Source organism: Nostoc sp. NMS9 (assembly GCF_017114995.1).
Classification (GTDB): Bacteria; Cyanobacteriota; Cyanobacteriia; order Cyanobacteriales; family Nostocaceae; genus Nostoc.
Map to the genome: position 1 here is coordinate 96,796 of NZ_JABXKL010000092.1, position 18,861 is coordinate 115,656.

Annotated in this window: 14 protein-coding genes and 1 pseudogene; 4 read left to right on the top strand and 11 right to left on the bottom strand. The window is 39.3% G+C overall.

Features of this window, described 5'->3' with window-relative positions; translation table 11 throughout:
- Positions 1-4: 4 nt before the first annotated feature.
- From HWQ40_RS30795 to HWQ40_RS30820, 6 genes are all read right to left on the bottom strand, one after another.
- Positions 5-415 (bottom strand): hypothetical protein, encoded by a 411-nt coding sequence (locus HWQ40_RS30795; protein ID WP_292785655.1) that lies wholly within the window; start codon positions 413-415, stop codon positions 5-7.
- Between the two features lie 40 nt (positions 416-455).
- Positions 456-587: a hypothetical protein gene (locus HWQ40_RS30800; RefSeq protein ID WP_292785656.1), complete on the bottom strand. Its 132-nt coding sequence runs from the start codon at positions 585-587 to the stop codon at positions 456-458.
- Positions 588-778: 191 nt separating this feature from the next.
- Positions 779-2,332, bottom strand: coding sequence for an NAD(P)/FAD-dependent oxidoreductase (locus HWQ40_RS30805; RefSeq protein WP_292785657.1), 1,554 nt, complete (start codon positions 2,330-2,332; stop codon positions 779-781).
- A gap of 16 nt (positions 2,333-2,348) precedes the next feature.
- Positions 2,349-3,998, bottom strand: a complete 1,650-nt coding sequence (locus HWQ40_RS30810) for a tryptophan halogenase family protein (protein ID WP_292785658.1) — start codon at positions 3,996-3,998, stop codon at positions 2,349-2,351.
- 67 nt (positions 3,999-4,065) lie between these two features.
- Complete coding sequence (locus HWQ40_RS30815; protein WP_292785659.1) at positions 4,066-4,779, bottom strand: hypothetical protein; 714 nt, start codon at positions 4,777-4,779, stop codon at positions 4,066-4,068.
- A 681-nt stretch (positions 4,780-5,460) separates the two neighbouring features.
- Entirely contained in the window at positions 5,461-5,817 is a 357-nt protein-coding gene (locus tag HWQ40_RS30820) for a hypothetical protein (RefSeq protein WP_292785789.1), read from the bottom strand.
- On the opposite strand from HWQ40_RS30820, the gene HWQ40_RS30825 reads away from it, so the two are divergent.
- Complete coding sequence (locus HWQ40_RS30825) at positions 5,753-5,938, top strand: hypothetical protein (protein ID WP_292785660.1); 186 nt, start codon at positions 5,753-5,755, stop codon at positions 5,936-5,938. The genes HWQ40_RS30820 and HWQ40_RS30825 overlap by 65 nt on opposite strands.
- Here HWQ40_RS30825 and HWQ40_RS35775 read toward each other — a convergent pair.
- The 3 genes and pseudogenes from HWQ40_RS35775 to HWQ40_RS30835 form a co-directional block, all read right to left on the bottom strand.
- Positions 5,910-6,308, bottom strand: coding sequence for a transposase (locus tag HWQ40_RS35775; RefSeq protein ID WP_366934037.1), 399 nt, complete (start codon positions 6,306-6,308; stop codon positions 5,910-5,912). The two genes, HWQ40_RS30825 and HWQ40_RS35775, sit on opposite strands and share 29 nt — an antisense overlap.
- Positions 6,309-6,341: 33 nt before the next feature.
- Positions 6,342-6,623: pseudogene (locus HWQ40_RS30830) on the bottom strand (PIN domain nuclease); the annotation flags it as partial.
- A gap of 48 nt (positions 6,624-6,671) precedes the next feature.
- A complete protein-coding gene (locus HWQ40_RS30835) occupies positions 6,672-12,341 on the bottom strand; it encodes an alpha-2-macroglobulin (protein WP_292785661.1) in 5,670 nt (1,889 codons plus the stop codon).
- Positions 12,342-12,837: 496 nt separating this feature from the next.
- Between HWQ40_RS30835 and pbpC the strand changes: the two genes are divergently transcribed.
- On the top strand, positions 12,838-15,153 hold the full coding sequence (gene pbpC, locus HWQ40_RS30840) for a penicillin-binding protein 1C (protein ID WP_292785662.1): 2,316 nt from the start codon (positions 12,838-12,840) through the stop codon (positions 15,151-15,153).
- Between the two features lie 21 nt (positions 15,154-15,174).
- Here the strand turns inward: pbpC and HWQ40_RS30845 are convergent, their stop codons facing one another.
- On the bottom strand, positions 15,175-16,794 hold the full coding sequence (locus tag HWQ40_RS30845) for an ATP-binding protein (protein ID WP_292785663.1): 1,620 nt from the start codon (positions 16,792-16,794) through the stop codon (positions 15,175-15,177).
- A 46-nt stretch (positions 16,795-16,840) separates the two neighbouring features.
- A complete protein-coding gene (locus HWQ40_RS30850) occupies positions 16,841-17,344 on the bottom strand; it encodes a hypothetical protein (RefSeq protein ID WP_292785664.1) in 504 nt (167 codons plus the stop codon).
- 377 nt (positions 17,345-17,721) lie between these two features.
- Between HWQ40_RS30850 and HWQ40_RS30855 the strand changes: the two genes are divergently transcribed.
- Both HWQ40_RS30855 and HWQ40_RS30860 read left to right on the top strand, forming a co-directional pair.
- Positions 17,722-18,486 (top strand): red chlorophyll catabolite reductase, encoded by a 765-nt coding sequence (locus HWQ40_RS30855; protein WP_292785790.1) that lies wholly within the window; start codon positions 17,722-17,724, stop codon positions 18,484-18,486.
- A gap of 45 nt (positions 18,487-18,531) precedes the next feature.
- Complete coding sequence (locus HWQ40_RS30860; protein ID WP_292785665.1) at positions 18,532-18,681, top strand: hypothetical protein; 150 nt, start codon at positions 18,532-18,534, stop codon at positions 18,679-18,681.
- The last annotated feature ends 180 nt before the right edge of the window (positions 18,682-18,861 follow it).

Genomic DNA, 18,861 nt, shown 5'->3' on the forward strand with positions numbered 1-18,861 from the left:
TCTCTCAATTGCGATCGTTGCGATTAGGTGCCGACAGTTGAATCATCTCAGAAAAACGTGAATACTTAACCATATCGGTAGGGGGATAATCTGCCGACACTGCAAGTAACCCAATTTTTATATCCTCGAAATAAATTACACCCCCAATACGTCCTTCAACTTGGAAAGCTCCATGAAATAAATGATACGGAGCTATGTAGATCAGGAAAAAGTCAGTAATCTTTATTGCCCTACCAAACATCTGCTGACAAGTTTTGTGGAGGACAGCATCTAGGTATTCATTATAGGCAGGCTCACCCAGGTCGGTGAATTCTGGCTGATCCGCAAAATGATCCATATAAAATAACCAGATATGGGACAAGTCTGCAACGTCCGTCAGTTTTTGCTTAAGTTCCTGCAATCGGTTGATTTTCATAGTGTGGGTATTGAGTAGATGGGGCGAGCAGACAGCACTGTTAAAAATCTACCACAGCGATCGCTGCTGCCCGACCAATGCCAGAATCGCCGCCTGTGACGAGTGCCTTGCGTCCCACTAGCCGTCCAGAACCCTGATAACTTGTCTCACCATGATCGGGTCGCGGGATCATTTTGCTGACAAGACCGGGTGGCTCCTGTGGTTGTTGCGATCAAGGGCGGACTCGGATATTGCTTGACTGGGTTCTGCTAGGCTCTAAAGAAGTACCCTACCTTTTGGCTTAAATCGGAATCGTTATAAGGAGCAGTTTGCGATCGTGAGTGGTTTGGAGTTGACTGAAGCTAAGGATAGTAAGAGTTGATATTAACGAACCCTTCTCAACTCTACACTTACCGCGATCGCAAAATCATTGAGAGATGGATGTTGTTTTTGTTTTGCTTGTAATTCCTCGCCCAAATGCTTGTAGGCAGATGGATCTATTGGGATCAGAAACTCCTCAAGCAAGTTCCCTGCTTGACGACGGCTACTCAGACCCATATCCTGAAGCAATTCATCAATGTAGTGGAATGTAAAAGGAATTAAACATGCTCCACTGACGAAAGCATAGGGTCTATCTTTCTTCCTCCATTCTAACTCTGCTGTTACATCATCTAGCATCTGTTCCGGGGATGGTAAAGGTATACTACCTTTGACATACTCTGATAACCATCTAGCACCAATTTCTGCTGATAACTGGGCACAGAAAGTATAGTTATAACCAACAAAACCCATCTGTGGAACATGAGGGTGAATGAGATGGCGGTAAAGATAGATAGTGCCTTGCTCATCAAATACGTGCCTGTGGTACTTTTTTTCTAAAAAAGGGATATTCTGAAGAAAACCTGTGCCAAAGACAACAACATCTGCCTGTATTTGTTCGCCGTTATCCAATTCGACACCACTAGCAAAAAACTTGTTGATTTTTGTCTTAACAGCACGGATTTTACCTGCGCGTACATATTCAAAAAAGCCTTTAGGCACTAAGCCGATACTACAACCAATCAATTTGTTCATCGGTTGTTTGGGCACCATTCCACAAGCATCAAGGGGAAACTGTAAGCGCAGGATAGTCTCATTTAGCCGCCAGAATGCCCACACCAGTGGCTTCCCAAAACTATGCAGCCACTTTTCCCATCCTTGAAGTTTATGATAAGGCATCCAAGTTTCTGCAAACCGAGTCAGGAAAATATACTTGATGTTCAACAAACCGAGAAAGAAGTTGGGAACTTTCCACAGCGCTTGACGGAAGACAAGGGTACATTCCTTGGCCTTGCTAGCTGCGAGATTCGCCAGATCGGTGGCTGATTTGCCAAAACCGACAACAACCACTCGCTTGCCCTCAATTACAGAGCCGTCATTAAAGTCGTTAGTATGTATTACTTGACCTCCGGCGGCAATGAACTCTTCCATTCCCGGCAAGTTAGGAATGTAAGGAATATCACAAAGACCATTGCAGACAATCACAAAGTCGAACTCGTAATTTTGTTTTCCGATCTCCTTACTATCTTCTTGAAAGCTAACACTAACTATCCATCCAGGAATATTTTCTGATTTGCGCTCTACTTTAGTTACTTTTGCACCGAACTGAATTTTTTCTGTGACACCAAAGTATTGGGCATAGGATTCAAGGTAAGCGCATATTTGCTCTCCTGAAGGCCATTCTGGATAAGAGGCAGGCATAGGATAGTCTGAGAAAGCATAGGTGTCTCTGGGATTTTGGATCGACAGTCCTGGGTAAGTTCTCGACCTTTCCCACACACCACCAAGTCCCTGCCGTTTCTCGAACAATGTCACTTCGTAACCTTCCTCAAGAAACGTCTTTGCTGAGACTAATCCGCTGACTCCAGCCCCAATCACGCATACTTGTTTCACGGTCATATTGGATTCTCCTAAATTATGAAATTAGTGTAGGAATCTGATATGAGCGATCGCTAATCACACTAAGATACTCCGACTGTTCTTGTGACTTGATTACATGAGTTAAGTATTCATACTGAGACGGTAAAGTTGAAGTTAAGTAATTGGCTCTTTCCCTAATTTCCAAAAATGCAGCCTCGGCGTTGTGATTTCCGATATGTTCTAAAATGGGAAGACTACTTTCAGGCATGTAATTTAGCCCCAGCAACATTACCGAATAAGAGTAAGACTCAAAGCCGTGGTATTTTGGGTTGATAGTCTTATTGCTTGGCAGTCTATTTTTCCATAATCTTAATTTTTCCTGTAGTTCTGTTGGAACTTTGATATTGTTCTTAGTTGCTTTCCAGAACTCTGTGTCGGTGCGATCGCTAGCATGGTAATGAAGTGTCAAAAATTCTCGCACACCATCTATGCAGTCAGCGACAACTTTGTTATAGCTGTGAATTAGCTCTTGATTAAAAGATTTGCTGGGAAAGTGGTTAACTAACTCTTCAATTCCATGTTGAATAAAGAAGATGCCTGTAGATTCTAGTGGTTCGACAAATCCACTGGAGAGGCCAATTGCTACACAGTTTTTCACCCATGAGTTTCTGTTACGGCCAATCCGCATCTTGATATGAGAGGCTTGACGATGATCGGCAGCGACTCCCAAATGCTGGCGAAATTCCTGTTCTGCGTCCTCAGCAGAAATGAATGCACTTGAATAAACATACCCAGTACCGTTTCTGCCATACAAAGGTATATTCCAGACCCAACCAGACGAAAGTGCAGTTGAGGTGGTGTAAGGGTTGATGCCATCTTTTTTGATATCGGTTGGTATCTGCATTGCGATCGCGCGATCGCACAACAGTGAATCTGAATAAGAAATGAATGGCTCACCAAGGGCTTTGTTGATCAAAAGACCACGGAAACCAGTACAGTCAATGAAAAGGTCGCCACCGAGAATGCCATGCTCTTTGGTTGTGAGACTATCTATGCTCCCATCCTCAGTTAACTTAATATCCACCACATCATCAACAATTTGCTTCACTCTCCTTTCCATTGCATAATCTTTCATGAATCTTGCGAGTAGATTCGCATCAAAATGATAGGCATAGGGGTATTGAATCTTTAACTTATCCAGGATATTTTTCTTGACGATATGATCTTGAGAGAATTCATTTTGAACTTTGTTGTCAAAGACTTTACCATCTAAATATCTCGGCGATAGTTGACGATCGCACAGCCAGGGAATTAGAAAGCAAGCATAATCAAATGCTTCTTGGTCTTTCTTCATTTTTAGCCACCATTCAGAGATATCAAAGCCGTCGATGACCTCATATCTCTGGAAAGGATGGTAGAAGTTTTGACCCTTCGCATTCCAGTTGACAAACTTAATTGCCATCTTATATGTGGCATTACACTTTGGCATCCATTCATATTCTTGTAACCCAAGAAAATCAAAGAATACTTTGATGGTACTAAAAGTTGCTTCTCCAACACCAATTTTGGTGATATTAGATGATTCCACCAGAGTAATATTAATATTTTTATCTAGTGCTTTACTCAAATAAGCTGCCGTCATCCAACCGGCTGAACCACCACCAACAATTACAATATTTTGTACATCCTGTACATTCTGTGACATAGTTAAAGTTCCTCTTTTCGTCTAAAATTAAGTATGCAAGTCAATTTAAAAAAGCTTGTTTGATAATTTATGCAGCTTTCAGTTCTTGCTCGATTTTATGGGTTTCAGCATAGACCAAAAGTTCATTTGTGAATTGCGTAAAAACTGTAAATAAGTTCTCAACTAATTCACAAGCTTCTTGCCGAGCTTCTTCTGATAGTTGAATATCTTGTAAAAATTGCTCTATTCCAGATGTACCCGTGATGTGACCAGTTTCAACATTCAGATGAAAATCGGCAAAATATCGGCATGGCTTTTGGGTAATGGCTTTAATTTCTTTACCAACCTCTGCCGCAGTTGAAAACATTATGTTACCTGTCGCTTCCAGAACTTCAATAACTATGATTTTCTGAATAGGAGTAGCATTTGAAGTATATCGATATAGTTGATAGTTTAGCCAGCGAGCATTTTTAGTTTCTTCACTCCAAAGGAATTTTAATGCATCACTAAATTTTAATGATTTGTCAAGTTCTAAGTTTTTCAAATCTTCCAAAAACCACAACCAATGATGATCATCTTCATAAGTATGCTTGTTAATTAATGCCTGAATTGGATCGTTTGTTGGTTCTACTCGCAAAAAATACTTATTAATTTCTCCAAAATTCATAATAAAATGAGCAGCACATGGTGCCCAAGCTAACCTTTGTCTAGGATTTATACTTTTGTTTTGCATAAAATTAAACAAGGGTAGTTGAGCATATTTTTGTTTTTTTTGTTCAATCAATGTTAGTACTTCTTGCATTTTTAGTTACATTTGTTATCAATATTTAATATCAAAAAAAAGGTAATTTATCGCTTCTTTTAGCCAGGATAATCTGCCCTAGTTTTGGTTGTTAAATCCCCAAAGTTTTGTTGATAGTCATTAGATCAAAACCCACTATTTGAATAACAAATAATATCTAATTTGTTATATTGCAATACAGTTTAGTTAAGGGTTGGTAGATAATTAGTCTTTTAGGAGGTGATAAATCGCGTCTCTACATCAGGGTTTTAGGCTTATCCGAACTGTATTTTGTTATATCGTATTGAAGCTAAGGCTAAATTGTAACCAGCTAATTTACTGTTGTTTGTTTTTACTTTAACTTCAATATCTCTATGTAATAAACGCAGCTTTTACTTAAGTGGACTTGTTAAGAAATGGTCTTATATGAGCGTTTCCTTTGCCCAGAAAAACCAAATCGGTCAGTTAAGCGTTCTACCCTAGCTAAGATTTGAAAGCAGACTCGTATATACTTGGAAATATTTTTAAATTTGTTATAGCTAAATATAGTATCAATAATTACTTCCAATACTCCAGTGCTACTGTAGACTCAGTAGTACGCCCAAATTCTTCTGGTGCCTATTGCAAATGTACTTAAGTACTAGGCTAATTTAATGTAATAATAATTACTAGCTAAGTAATGGAGGCTATAAACTCCTGGTTCTAGGTGGTCGGCATAGGCGATAATGCGATATCGCCTTCTCTTCTCTCAGTAGCGGTAGTGCGTAGGCGTAGCCCGTCGTAGACATAGCTTCTGACAACGAGACGGCGGTATTTGCGTTGATACCAAGCAAAACAACGCTCCTGCTGAAATCTAGGAACAGAGATTTTGATGGGTCTTGCTCTGTTTTTCTTAGTTTTCCAGACTCGTTTTGGGATTTGAGGACGAATACCTCGTTTACGTAGGTCAGCACGTTTTTGTTTCGAGTAGTACCCTTTATCAGCAGCCAGCACCTTGATTCGTTTACGTGGTCTGCCGCGTTTTAATGTTTTGAGTTTGACTTTATCAAGTAGAAGTATTACTTGTTCTCTTTCGTTACCATTGGCTGGGGTAGTGCAATTAGCCTTAGTTTATTCCACCACCTTCAGTCAGCGTGTGAATGAGAATACCTTTACCTTTGCCACCATCGGCTACGTCTGAACCTCCTCCTTTCCCAGGGGGAAAAAGACCCGTCAACCGCGCCAAAGTTCCAGTTTATCAGTCCCTGATCATTAGCGTAGGCGTAGCCCGCCGCAGGCATCGCTAATATACGCGCCTGTAAATGTTCAAATGTTCCATCCTCACGCCATCGTTTTAACCATCGGTGGGACGAGCTTTTAGATCCCCATGTCTCCCCACGCGGCAGATCACACCATCGACACCCAGTAATCAAAATGTACAACAGGCTATTTAATACATGGCGATATGGTGCATGAGGCATTCCTTTACCACGCTTGGATGCCTGCTTAGAAAATATATCCTCAAATAACTTCCATTCCAGGTCGCTCAAGCCCTCAAAACGTCCAGCCATCAACGGATACACCCAACTCAATTCAAAAATAGATTACCACAATCTGCCATTAGTGGGATAGGTTCTTACTCCATGTGTCAACATCACAGCAATTAATCGCGCATCGTGGACGCGCTTACCCATAACTTTATAAGTGGTGATGTAACTCAACCAATAGGTGAATATCTGCGGATTGTCTTCAAGTAACGTAAATTGATCAAGAATTTGTTCCACCTCTGTGTGTGTCTGTTTGGCATTCCATCCTAAACCATTGACAGCAATTGGGCGAGTCGCAACTACCCAAAACTCTATCAGCACTTGAGGAGTAATGACACACTCCTCACCTTGAACATTTCTAGATTCCCTTTCTTACATCTTAAATTGTCACAACTTATCCTCAACCACCAATGTAGACTCAGCAGTTCGCCCAAATTCTTCTGGTGCATATTGCAAGTGAACTTCAGCACCAGGCCAGGAAAATGTACCAGGAGTAACAGAACGGACTAAGTAGTGCAGGCTATAAACTCCTGGTTCTAGGTGGTCGGCGTAGGCGATAATGCGATCGCGGTAGATATTTTTAAAGCCAAGTTCCCAGCTATCGGCTTTTGCTTGTAATGCAGCTGTAGCAGTTTGAAAACTTGCATCCACCGCCTCAAAACCTGATGGTAACGGATCTTTAATCACCAGATGATCTACAGGATGATCGGCGATGATTTCTAAACCAATATCAAACACCTGTCCAGAGGCTAAAGTCAAGGGTTTATCGAAAGCATAAAGACCTGTTTTTTGCAAAATTTTCTCTTTATTTACTTGACTAATTTCTCGTGTTATGCGTAGTCCGTTAAACCTGCCTGCTTGATTACCTTGCAAGCGATAATTATAAGCGACAAGATAGTGTAAAGTGCCATTACCTGATTTTTGCAGCGTTAAATCATTACGACCACGAGGTAATTTATTCATCGGCACATTTAGCTGTAAGCTATGATTTTGGTAGCCATTAAATCTATTTTCTCCTAATTTATTACCAGGTAATTCGACTGTGGCAACAAAATTAGGCGGTGTGGGTTGCAGTTGACTATAATCTACCAAAGCTGTTAAAGCTTGAGCATTATTATAGTTGGTTTGCCATGTACCATCCCGTCGCAATGCCAGAAGACTTTGAAATAACTTATCTATAACTTCGGGTTTACTCTGCTTGGCAATAAATAAGCGTAAAGCTTGTGCTTGCGTCATGGTAGATGAACTCATCCATCCCCAACTGCTGGGTAAACTTACAACTGCTGTACGGCCAGTTTCATAAATATTCTGTTGCAGCTTGTTCACTAATTGTTGAGATTCATCTTGCCATTCTGGGAATTGAGATAAGTATCGCGCTAGTTTAATTTGAGTTGCTACATCAAAGTTATTGCGCTGTTCATAAATATCTACAAGGAAAGTATTGCGTTTGTCTCCCAATTCTGCTAAAGAGATTAAAGCATTAAGTTGCAGTTGCCTTTTACAGAGTAGTTGTTTGCAAAACTCATATTCTCCAGGATTCGCCAGAACTTTTTGCAGATAAGCTTTTAGGCGAGACAGCATTGCAGAATCGACTAAATTAGGGAACACTTGACTGGCTTTAGCCAAAGATTCTCCCGTATATGAAGAAACCCAAGGGTCGGATTTTTCTTGTCCGGGAAAAGCAGCAAAACCACCATCGGCTATTTGGAGTTTTTGTAATTTTTCAATTGCTTGGCTTGCTTGTTGACTAGGATTAAATTCTGCAAATGTCTGACCATATTTCTGTGCAATAGTTTGCAAATTAGCAGCAATTATTAATTGACTCGCTGCCGGTTCTGTAAATGGTAAATCATCATCTTCTAAAACTTGTTTTGCTGGCGCTTTAATTTCTGGAATCAAAGTACTCGCCAACTGAATATCTAAACCTCCCGCATCAGGGAAGGTATTTTTATCGACATTCAGGGGAATTTTCACCTGTTTTTCAGTGACACCAGATTCAACGACTTGTTCTGTAATTTCAATTGGCTTAATTTCCAAGGGTACTTCAAAAGCATCTGCGGCTGTACCATTTAGCTGAGTGGTAAAGCGAACTTTACCAACTCCCACGCTATCCGCCAGCATGGGAAAGCGATAAGCATGAGTTGCGGATTCAGCTTTGGTTTGCAAAGCAGTGGCTGTGGGGTTTTTGTCAGCAAACTTCACTGTACCGCTAAGTTCGCCATTAATTGAGAGATTTCCTGTATTCCCAGTGTTGTTAGTTACAGATAAACCAGCGAGAATGCGATCGCCTGGACGGGCAAATTGTGGCAAGATGGCATTAGTGAGCAGTGGCTTGGTGGTGATAAACGTTGTGTCCCCATTCCCGAAACGCAGATTTCCATCCGTAGCGACAGCCATCACTCGCCATGTAGTTAAGTCATCCGGGAGTTTAAAGGTTATCTGTGCATTACCACTTGCATCGGTAAGCACAGAACCGTTGTAGTAAGCTAAGGCTTTAAAATCGGTGCGAGTGCGAGTATTTGCAGCAGCAGTTGAGAAACCACCGCCATAACCCCAACCTTTGGGTTTAGCTACATCTTGTGCTTGTAATATGACATCTGGTCGATTATCGCTAAAACGCGTAGAAATTGGCTGTTCTGCATAAACTGTATCTACCAAATCTGGCGGACGATAACCAGAAAGTTGTAACACCGCCTCGTTTACCACCATGACTGTAAACTGTCCTTTGGTGGGGTTTCCTTGATTGTCCTTCAGTTCTAGTTGTACTGTTTCCTCTGCACCAGGTTCTAATGATGCTTGCACTGGTTTAACTTGCAGTTTTAAATACTTATCTTCTAAATTAACTTTAAAAGGTGTAAAACCAATCTTCACCAAGTTATCTAAACTTCCCGCTTCCACTTGGTTTATGGGTTTACCCTGTCTTACTAACACAGCTTCAATGGCTGCGTTTGGCAGCATTTCTGGGGTGACTTTAAACTGAATTTGTGGTGCGCCTCCCTGAACTTTAATAATCTGCTGATAAAGGGGTTTGTCTTTAATCACAGCAAAGTACAATTCTGCATCTAGATAGGGAGATTGAATTAGGGCAGTAGCAGTTTCACCAGGTTTAAATTCTTTTTTATCTAATTTAACTTCTAAAATATCTTCTTCTCTAGAACCCCAAAATACTGGATTTTCTCCAGTTGCCCAAATTTGTAAATCTGTGGCACTTAATTCACCTTTAGCACCGCTAAAATTAACTCTAATCCGATATGAAGCAGATTCCGGTGCTGTCAAATTTACCGATTGCGGATTATTCGCAGATGTAATTTCTACTTGTCCTACTGTTTTATATTCAACTTGATTTTTTGGTGTTCGGCTACCTTCCACCAACTGCGTGACGCTGCTATATTTAATTTGTTGTAATTCCAGCCGCACCCGTTGACCTGTGATTGGTTTACCTGTGGGGTCAGTAACAATCACTTCAATGGGAAAAGGCTTACCAGCATCAGCGATGAAATTACTTTTTAACCCGATGAGGCGATTACTCGGTAAGGCTGTAAATGTTTTGGAATTCGCTACAGAAAGATTAGAAACATCTGCAACTTGCACATCCACTTGGTAAGTCATCGGATATGGTAAATCATTTGCCACATTCACCGTTTGACTACTTTTACCATTAACATCTAGTTGGGCATTAGTTTGCAATACATCACTAGATATAGTAGGCGTTTCCTCCGGCCATAACCATTGCCTACCAAAAGTAAATCCCTCCCAACCTTTAGGAACAAAATCAGCTTGCTGGCGAGTGATAAAATATTTTGCTTCTCCACCTTCCACAGGCGCACCAAACAAATAATTGCTTGTAGCATTAATATTCACTTTCTCGTCAATATATGCAAATTCTTTATCTAAGTTAAGTTCGACTTTAAAATTAGGTGGCTTAAACTCAGCTACTCGAAATTCTCCAGAAATTTCTTGTCCATTTTTACCTTTCGCCTGGATTGTATAGTAGCCTAAGCGCTGAGTAGTTTTAATTGGCAGTTCCAGAGAAAAACTGCCAAATTCATTTGTAGTTTGCGTACCTAAGCTGGTTTTTTGCCCATCGGGATTTACCAAAGTTAATTGGTAAGCAGCATTTTTATCTTGCTGAATCGCACCATTTTGTAAATAGTCTGCAAAACCAGTCAACCAAGCTTTTTCACCTGGTTGATATAACTGTCTATCCGAGAAAATTACCCCGCGTGATTCTGGCTTACTATCTTGCCACCCCGCATCAATACCGTAGCCATAAACACCGCTATATTCTTCAGTTCTAGCGAATGCCCAATCTTGATTTTCACGGGCAATTACTAATAACTGTGGTGATTTACTAGAGCTTTCATTCCCAGAATAACATTGCTGTAATCCTTCACTAACAATTCTAAAAATTCCATTTTCATCAGTTTTACCTGTTGCGCAAGGTACTGCTTCTGGACGAGATTTTGCTTGTAATTTTGATTGATAAATTTCGATAGCGCTATTTTTAGCTGGCGAACCATCTGTAAGATGATTGACACGAATTAACCCTGACTCAGGAAACCACTGAGTAAATACGCCCAAATTTGTCAATTCAACTAAGCCATAAGTCGTAGGTTCACGCCACAGTTCCTTCCCATTCTCCTGATATTTATTAGTCCGGGCTTGGACTCCATAAGCTAACATTCCCGTAGCAGCACTTATTTTTTCCCGCAGAGGAACAGCAATATCAACTGATTGATTTTTATTACCCGATACCTTAAAGCTTTGCCATTCAGAAGGTTGTGGTAATAAATCACTACTATTATTAAAATAAACTAAATCTGTCGGTTGAACTACTCGATAAGCGGCTTTATATTTAGATTCTGGCAGATTTCCCGTACTAATATTTAGCTGTAAATCTTTACTTGTAGGAAAAATATTCAAATCTGATGGTACCCAGATATCTCCAGCTAAATCTCCAGTATCATATTTAAGTGTGATGGGTTTACCCAAAGTCTGCCCAAATTTATCTTTGAGATTTCCGCCGATAGTAATTGTATAAGTCTTGGCAGGTTCTAGCGCATAAGGATTGATGCCGACAATTTTATCTTCATCATTTATTTGGATAATTCTCGAAATCTCTTTTGGTGCTGGATTAATGGAAATATTTTCTTTGGCTGAATCTGGCAATAAAACATTATTAAATTCTAGCTGCGGACTACCTTTAATAAATCTTCCAAAAGTTCCCCCTGCATCTGGCTGCCCGTAAAAGTTAATTTTCTGAAAAGCCAAAGGCGAATAAGTTGCTAACTTCGTGGCAAATTCTTTCTCTGTAGGCAGATTCCCATAAGCAGGACGTATTCCTGGAGAAAATATTAGGCGATAACTGGTTGCTTTTTCGAGATTTTGCTGTGGGATGAGGTTATAAATCCAATTGCGTGCTGAAGGGTCAAATTTTTCTAAAGGGTCTTCTTCATTTTTTAATGGTTTTTCTTCTTTATTTAATTCAACTTTAAAACCTGTACCTTTATTTTTACCTTTGGGAATTAACTGTAAATGTTCTTGTACAGAAGCTAAATCCAATTCGACATTGGAAGTAAACTGTAACTTTTGTTGTAAATCAATTGGTTCGATATCAGCCTTCTCAATGGGATTGACACCGGGTAAATTAGTTAAGTTTATGGATTCGGTGTTGAAAGTCCAAGGTAAATCTTTGTCTAGACGATGATTTTTTAAATCGGCTAAACCTGCTTTAAGAGTGACTTGAAATCTTGTCGCTATTGGTAATGCTTTTTCAGCTTGAAATCCCACCATACGCGGTGTTAAAAAGCGAAATTGACCGGATAAAGGCGGCCAAAGAGCAAATTTTTGTAATAACTTCTGCTGTTCTGGACTGTCAAGACTTTCAACTGGGATTAAAGCTTCTTTAAAACGGATGCGGATTTGGTTGAGGGGTTTTGCATCTCCAATGGGACTAATTTGTTCAATCCAGTCTGGTAATTTTGGTGGTGTGAGTGGGGATACTGCTGGAAGTTGTTCTTTACTTGAATTGATAGCAAAGAAATTACACCCTGCCATCCCTAGTATAAATGTAAAGAGAAGGAGAAACTGTATTGTTCTCTTCCGGCTTGAAGAACGCCTAATTTTTTTTAACGAACTGCCAAAAATGCGAAGAACGTGATAGGTTATTTTATGCTGGAAACGCAGTAAAACTCTGATAATCATTTTTCTAGCAATTAAAAATAAAAAATTTACAACTTAGAGCAAATAAAAATTTGCATTCTCTTATAGAGTCGGAAATGCGAACATTAATAAAGGACGCAGCATAACTAGTTGTTTTTACACAAGCTTTGAATGTAACGTATGTTTATTTACATAGATAACTAATCTAGTGTTATTGTTCCAAAAATGACTACAATTCTTAACCATAAAGAAGTATTTAAATTTCGCAAACATTAATTTACATCTGGTAAATTAGTAAAAATTAATTATTAAGGATTTGAAATATTTACTGATGTAGATGTAATCGCTGCGTCAAGATTAAGGTAGGTTTTCTTGGACAGGGAATTCCCTGATGAAACTAATTTTACGATCGCTACTCAAACTTAAGCACACTAGTAAGATTATCCTGGCTGTGCTGCTAATCTGTCTGGTGGTACGCTTACTCCCTTATTTTGCGCCCATTCGTGCCGCAGATATTGCCCAAAATCAGTTGGCAATGCAATTTAGCGATCGCAATGGTTTACCATTAGGAACACTACTCACTCGTGACCAAGAGCATACATCAGTAGTACCCTTAAATCAGGTTTCGCCCCATTTTATCCATGCGATTTTAGCCGCCGAAGATGGCAGCTTTTACCATCACGGGGCGTTGAATATAAAAGCTGTTATCCGCGCCAGCAAAGAAGCCATCCACGCCAAAAGAATTGTTTCCGGTGCTTCCACAATTACAATGCAGTTAGCGCGGATGTTAGATCCCGTGCCCCGCAGCTTCTTTGGTAAACTGAGTGAGATTTGGCTATCTTGGCGGTTAGCAGCAGGGATGAACAAAGATGAAATTCTCTCTGCATATATCAATCGGCTACCAATGGGCGGGAATATATATGGTGTGGAAGCAGCGGCGCGGACTTATTTTTCCATTCCAGCTAGTGAATTGAATCTTGCTCAAGCTAGTTTATTGGCTGCTATTCCTAATAATCCCACATATTTTAATCCTTATGAGCATTGGGAACGGCTGAAGCAGCGACAAAAATACGTCCTTAATCGTATGGTACAGGAAAAGTATATTAGTGAGGCGATGGCTGCGCCAACGTCTGCGACGAACGCAACCAGAACACACACCGAAAAAGTTGTGTTTCAGTCTCGCCAAGGGGGAATTATCGCTGCACCACACTTTTTATTTTGGTTAGCCAATCAGTTTGATAAGACGCAAACAGAAAAAAATTCCCCCATCCGCACGACTATAAATCGCCCTTTACAGCAGTTTGTTGAAGCACAGCTACAGCAGGTAATTTCTTCCCTAGCCTCTAACAATGTCCATGATGCAGCCGCATTGGTGATTGATAACCACACTGGTGAAGTTTTGGCTTATGTCGGTTCACCTGATTACTTTAATGAAGCCAAACTGGGACGCAATGATGGAGTGCAAGCACTACGTCAACCAGGTTCTACCCTCAAGCCTTTTGTCTATGAACTAGCTTTAGAAAAAGGTTTAATTCGCCCAAATACCATTTTGGCAGATGTACCCGCCCATTATGCAATTCCCGGCGCGAAACTTTACAGCCCCACAGATTACACCGAACGGTTTCTTGGCCCTGTGCGGGTGCGAATCGCTTTAGCAAATTCTTTAAATGTACCTGCAATAAAGGTCTTAGAAAAAGTAGGTGTGGAAACTTTCTTAAAACGACTGCATCAACTGGGATTTGAACACCTCAATCAAACTCCAGAATATTATGGTTTGGGTTTGACTCTAGGTAGTGGCGAAGTCAGCCTCTGGGAATTAGCCCGTGCTTACCTGACCATAGCACGACAAGGAGATGCTACCCCTTTAGTAAGCACATTTTCCAATTCCCCAATCCAAAATCCCAAATCTCAAATCCAAAATCCGACAATTTGGCAATTAATCACCAACATACTCAGTGACAGTCATGCTCGTGCAACAGCATTTGGTGTAGACTCGGTGTTAAATTTACCCTTTCCTGTTGCTGTTAAAACTGGCACTTCTTCCAATTTTCGGGATACTTGGACTGTTGGCTTCACCACAGATTACACCGTCGCTACTTGGGTAGGCAATTTCACTGGCGAACCAATGCAACAAGTTTCAGGTGTGACAGGCGCAGCACCCTTATGGAATCGAATTATGTTGCATCTGCACGAACATCTAGAACCAGCAGATTTTCCATCTCCAGAAGGTTTAGTGGAATTACCTGTTTGTGCAATTTCTGGGTTACGACCCACCCCAGATTGTACCTCAGTGGTGCAGGAATATTTCTATCCTGAAGATAAAAGTAATTATGAACGTGAGAATCAATTCAATTTGCCACCAGAGTATGATGAATGGTTGGCAAAACAACAGCAGTCAAATTTTACTTCTACCAATTTGAGAATTTTATCTCCGCATCATGGCGATTTATTTTTACTTTATCCTGGTGAAGAAGCAAAGCAAAAACTTGAATTTAAGCTAGCGGGAAATAAATCTGCACCAGTGGAGTGGTGGTTAAATGGCGAAAAGTTAGATGCAAACTTAGCTAATTCTTTATTTTGGAATTTACGTCCTGGTAAGTGGACTTTGGAAGCGAGAAGCGGGGAAATGAGCGACAAAGTAAGTTTTCAGGTGGAGTTAGCTAATATTAAACCTACGCGTCGAGGATTTTCTATTAGTAATAATTGAAATAGCAACGATGGCTCTCTGTCAATGGGTAACTATTGAACGTGTCTGCTTGATAGGAATCTCAATGACAAACTCTGTACCTTTACCAGGTGCAGAAATACACTTAATTTTTCCTTTATGTTTTTCCACTATAATCTCGTAACTAATAGATAGTCCTAAGCCAGTACCTTTACCTATAGGTTTAGTAGTAAAGAAAGGGTCAAATAATCTAGTTTGATCTTCTTCAGTTATTCCTAAACCATTATCTTTAATACTAATAATTACGCATTCATCATTTTTAACTTGGGTATGGATGATAATAGAATTAAGCTGTCTTTCAATATCTCCTTTTAAATACTCTACTTCTCGTTGATGTAAAGCATCAATAGCGTTACTGAGGATATTCATAAAGACCTGATTTAATCCTCCTGCATAACATTCAACAAGAGGCAAATTCCCATAATCTTTGATAATTGCAATTTCTTGCTGTTTATGATTTTCTTTGAAACGATACTGTAAAATTAATAGAGTACTATTAATTCCTTCATGAATATCAACAAATTTCATTTCTGCTTCATCAAGGCGTGAGAAGTTACGCAAAGTTAGCACAATTTCGCGAATACGTTCAGTACCAACTGCCATTGATGATAAGATTTTCGGCATATCATCAACAATAAACTCTAAATCTATCTCATTAATTAGAGTAGTTATTTCTGATTTCTCACTAGAACATTGTTGCTGATACAGTTTAATTAAAGTTAGTAATTGCTGACTATATTCTCTAATATGCATCAGATTACCATAAATAAAATTAACTGGATTATTGATTTCATGAGCAACGCCAGCAACTAGCTGACCTAATGAAGACATTTTTTCATTTTGAATAAGTTGTACTTGAGTGTGTTGCAATTCTTGCAGTGTATTTTGTAGCTGAATATTTTTATGTTTTAATTTTGCCGTTCTCTCTGTAACTTGCATTTCCAATTGATAATTCGTTTCTTCTAAAGCGGCTTGAGCAATTTTTTTAGCTTTTAAGTATTGCTGTAATAAATGCAATACCAAAAGCCATGCCGGAATCAGCATTGCTAAACTTATACTAGACTCCGAAATTGCCCATAGGATTCTTTGATAATATTCATCAACTTTCTGCTGTAATTCCAGTGAGATATTATACTTTCTTTTCATCACCCCATCAGCATAAATTTGCTTCTGAGTTTCATATTCGCGGCTAAAAAGTAGTTTTTGTGCTGTCTCTTTTTGATTTTTATTAACTAAATCAAAAGATTGATATTCCATTGCGACCAGGCGTTGATTAGCAGCATCAATTTTCTTGGCATCCTCATTTTTATATGCTTTAGGAGCTAGTTTAATCGATTCTTTAATAGCAATATCAAGCTTAGGTTCAAATTGGCGATATCGTTGTTCCCAAATAGTGTTTCCTGTAGCAGCATTCATGCGGGCTGACATAGTTAGTACTTCATCAAAGTAAGTAATTTCATCACTTAATATTTGGAGTTTAAATTCATTTTTAGTAATACTATTGAACTCATAATATGCTTGCAAGTTGAGCCAAACTTGAGGAATGAATAAGAGCAGAGTAAGCAGTACTGTTACAGTTATTAGTTGAGAAGAAGCAAATCTTAGTTTATAAGGTAGGTGCATTTTAATACTATTTTTTTAGATATGTTTTAATTCGGTGTTGTCACCATTAATACTCTTGTAGAAGTTTAGACTCATCAGTATTGATACCGAAAAAATCTCTCAAAAATCCTATGGTTTCATTTTGGTAAAGTTCAAAGTTAATTTCACTTATTTGTTTAATTTTAATCTTTCTGCCATAAATAAATCCTAATTTAAAACTTATGAAGTCTAACTTTGAAAAATTATAAGGAACTGGATATATAAATTTAGCAAAAAATTCATAGATGAATAAATGTAGTTGATTAGTCTTTAAGTCATTACCCATTGTAAATCCTATGACAAAAGCTTCATCTTGAGAAGAAATCCCTCTATCTAAAAGTATGTGAATATAATCATGATGGAGCAGACTAATTTTTCCAGGTAATGCCATTATGCTATTAGGATTCTCCAGTAACCAAATGACAAAAGGCATTTTCGGCTCACCATGTAACCTAAATACTAATGAATGTGCTTTTTTCAAATTCATTTGAGCGATATCTATTTGAAAAGCTTTATCTAAATCAAAACCCATATTCTGTATATTTATAATCAAACAACTAACTTATTAATATTTGTTTTTCTTCTAATTTGTCTATAATTCTCAACAAAATTATTTTTATTTTTATAATTAAGTATATAAAAAATAATTTTACATAAAATTACAGTATTATCACTGAAGCTTGTGCTAAGAGCAAAAGCATCTAAATGAAGAATCATCGACTGAGATAAATTGTTGCAATTCTGCTGTGAAAAAAGATGCTGCTACAATAGCTCGATCGCGCTTTGTTGATGGTCTGTTTCCCACAGTCTTGAATTCGATGAATGCGTTGCTCGATATAAGTAACGAATTAGATACCGGAAAGTGTCAAACTAAATATGAAGTTTATAGAAAAACTGCAAACTCAAACCATGACTCAGCAACCAACTGATTTAGATAATAAAGCTGTATTTGAGCAGTTGTGGGAGATTACAAAGGAACTCCGCCAAAAATTAGAGGCTCGTTTTCAGTTACATCCAGACCCTTCTGTAGAAAATTTACAGCAATATAGCAGTCTTGATGGCAACATGAAGGGTTCGCTAACCGCTTTTTCAGGGGAAGAAATTGACTGGCTAGTGCATTCGTGGTTGGGAAACCCCGGAAAATCAAACTTTAGCACTATGCGTCTCACCACTTGGTTGAAGTCCCATATTCAGGTTCCTCATTTGGCCTTCGAGTTTGGCACACTTCCAAATATTTTCTTTTATATAGATTACATTCCCCGGACTGAGCTTTTAACCGATTTGGCTTCTCTAGATCGCTACTATGAACCAGTTAATGAAACATTCTTAAAGTTACAGCAAGATTCGCGGCTCAAGGTATTTACTAGCAAGAGTGCGTATATTCGCCTATTTCAATCGCCCGTTAGTCTTTGCTACACAGGCGCACCTACTTTTGAAACCCTCGAACTAACTCGCACACTTGCACACGAAACACTTGATCGCTGGTTAACTTGGGTAGATGCAGCTGAACCTGTGCCAGAAGATGCACGCGAGGCTTTAGCTGCTCGTGATTTCGCGCTCCGCCGTATCAGTGCTGAACGCGATCCAGGTAATAAATTTGCCGCACAGATGTTTGGCTCGGAATTGACAGATAGGCTTGTGCGATCGCTCTGGGGTGGCGATCGCATTCTCTAAATTAGTCATTTGTCATTGGTCATTTGTTATGACTCTCAATTTTCCATGTCCACTAATTTAGAATCGTACCGCACTTTAGCATTGCAAGTTACCTATAATGCAGTCAACCAAAGAAGCGATCGCCGCCGACCGTGGTTAAATAATTTACTTGCCCGCCAGTGGTTTGAACTATACGCCAAAAGTTACCACCAATAACACTTTTACCCCGCTAATACTATGCTGGAAAGAGAAGTAGATTGCAAACACTGCAAGCCTCCATTGAACGCTTAACCAACCTGGGGATAATTTGAATTTGGGAATGGTGCATAGGGCATTGGGCATTGGAATACAAAAAATAACTCCTGCCTTCTGCCTCCTGCCTCCTGCCTCCTGCCC

Bases quoted from the DNA above. Each gene is read 5' to 3' on its own strand.
- HWQ40_RS30815 (WP_292785659.1), bottom strand. From the start codon at position 4,779: ATGCAAGAAGTACTAACATTGATTGAACAAAAAAAACAAAAATATGCT.
- HWQ40_RS30800 (WP_292785656.1), bottom strand. From the start codon at position 587: ATGATCCCGCGACCCGATCATGGTGAGACAAGTTATCAGGGTTCTGGA.
- HWQ40_RS30835 (WP_292785661.1), bottom strand. From the start codon at position 12,341: ATGGCAGGGTGTAATTTCTTTGCTATCAATTCAAGTAAAGAACAACTT.
- HWQ40_RS30855 (WP_292785790.1), top strand. From the start codon at position 17,722: ATGACTCAGCAACCAACTGATTTAGATAATAAAGCTGTATTTGAGCAG.
- HWQ40_RS30805 (WP_292785657.1), bottom strand. From the start codon at position 2,332: ATGACCGTGAAACAAGTATGCGTGATTGGGGCTGGAGTCAGCGGATTA.
- HWQ40_RS30860 (WP_292785665.1), top strand. From the start codon at position 18,532: ATGTCCACTAATTTAGAATCGTACCGCACTTTAGCATTGCAAGTTACC.
- HWQ40_RS30845 (WP_292785663.1), bottom strand. From the start codon at position 16,794: ATGCACCTACCTTATAAACTAAGATTTGCTTCTTCTCAACTAATAACT.
- HWQ40_RS30795 (WP_292785655.1), bottom strand. From the start codon at position 415: ATGAAAATCAACCGATTGCAGGAACTTAAGCAAAAACTGACGGACGTT.
- pbpC (WP_292785662.1), top strand. From the start codon at position 12,838: ATGAAACTAATTTTACGATCGCTACTCAAACTTAAGCACACTAGTAAG.
- HWQ40_RS30850 (WP_292785664.1), bottom strand. From the start codon at position 17,344: ATGGGTTTTGATTTAGATAAAGCTTTTCAAATAGATATCGCTCAAATG.
- HWQ40_RS35775 (WP_366934037.1), bottom strand. From the start codon at position 6,308: ATGGCTGGACGTTTTGAGGGCTTGAGCGACCTGGAATGGAAGTTATTT.
- HWQ40_RS30810 (WP_292785658.1), bottom strand. From the start codon at position 3,998: ATGTCACAGAATGTACAGGATGTACAAAATATTGTAATTGTTGGTGGT.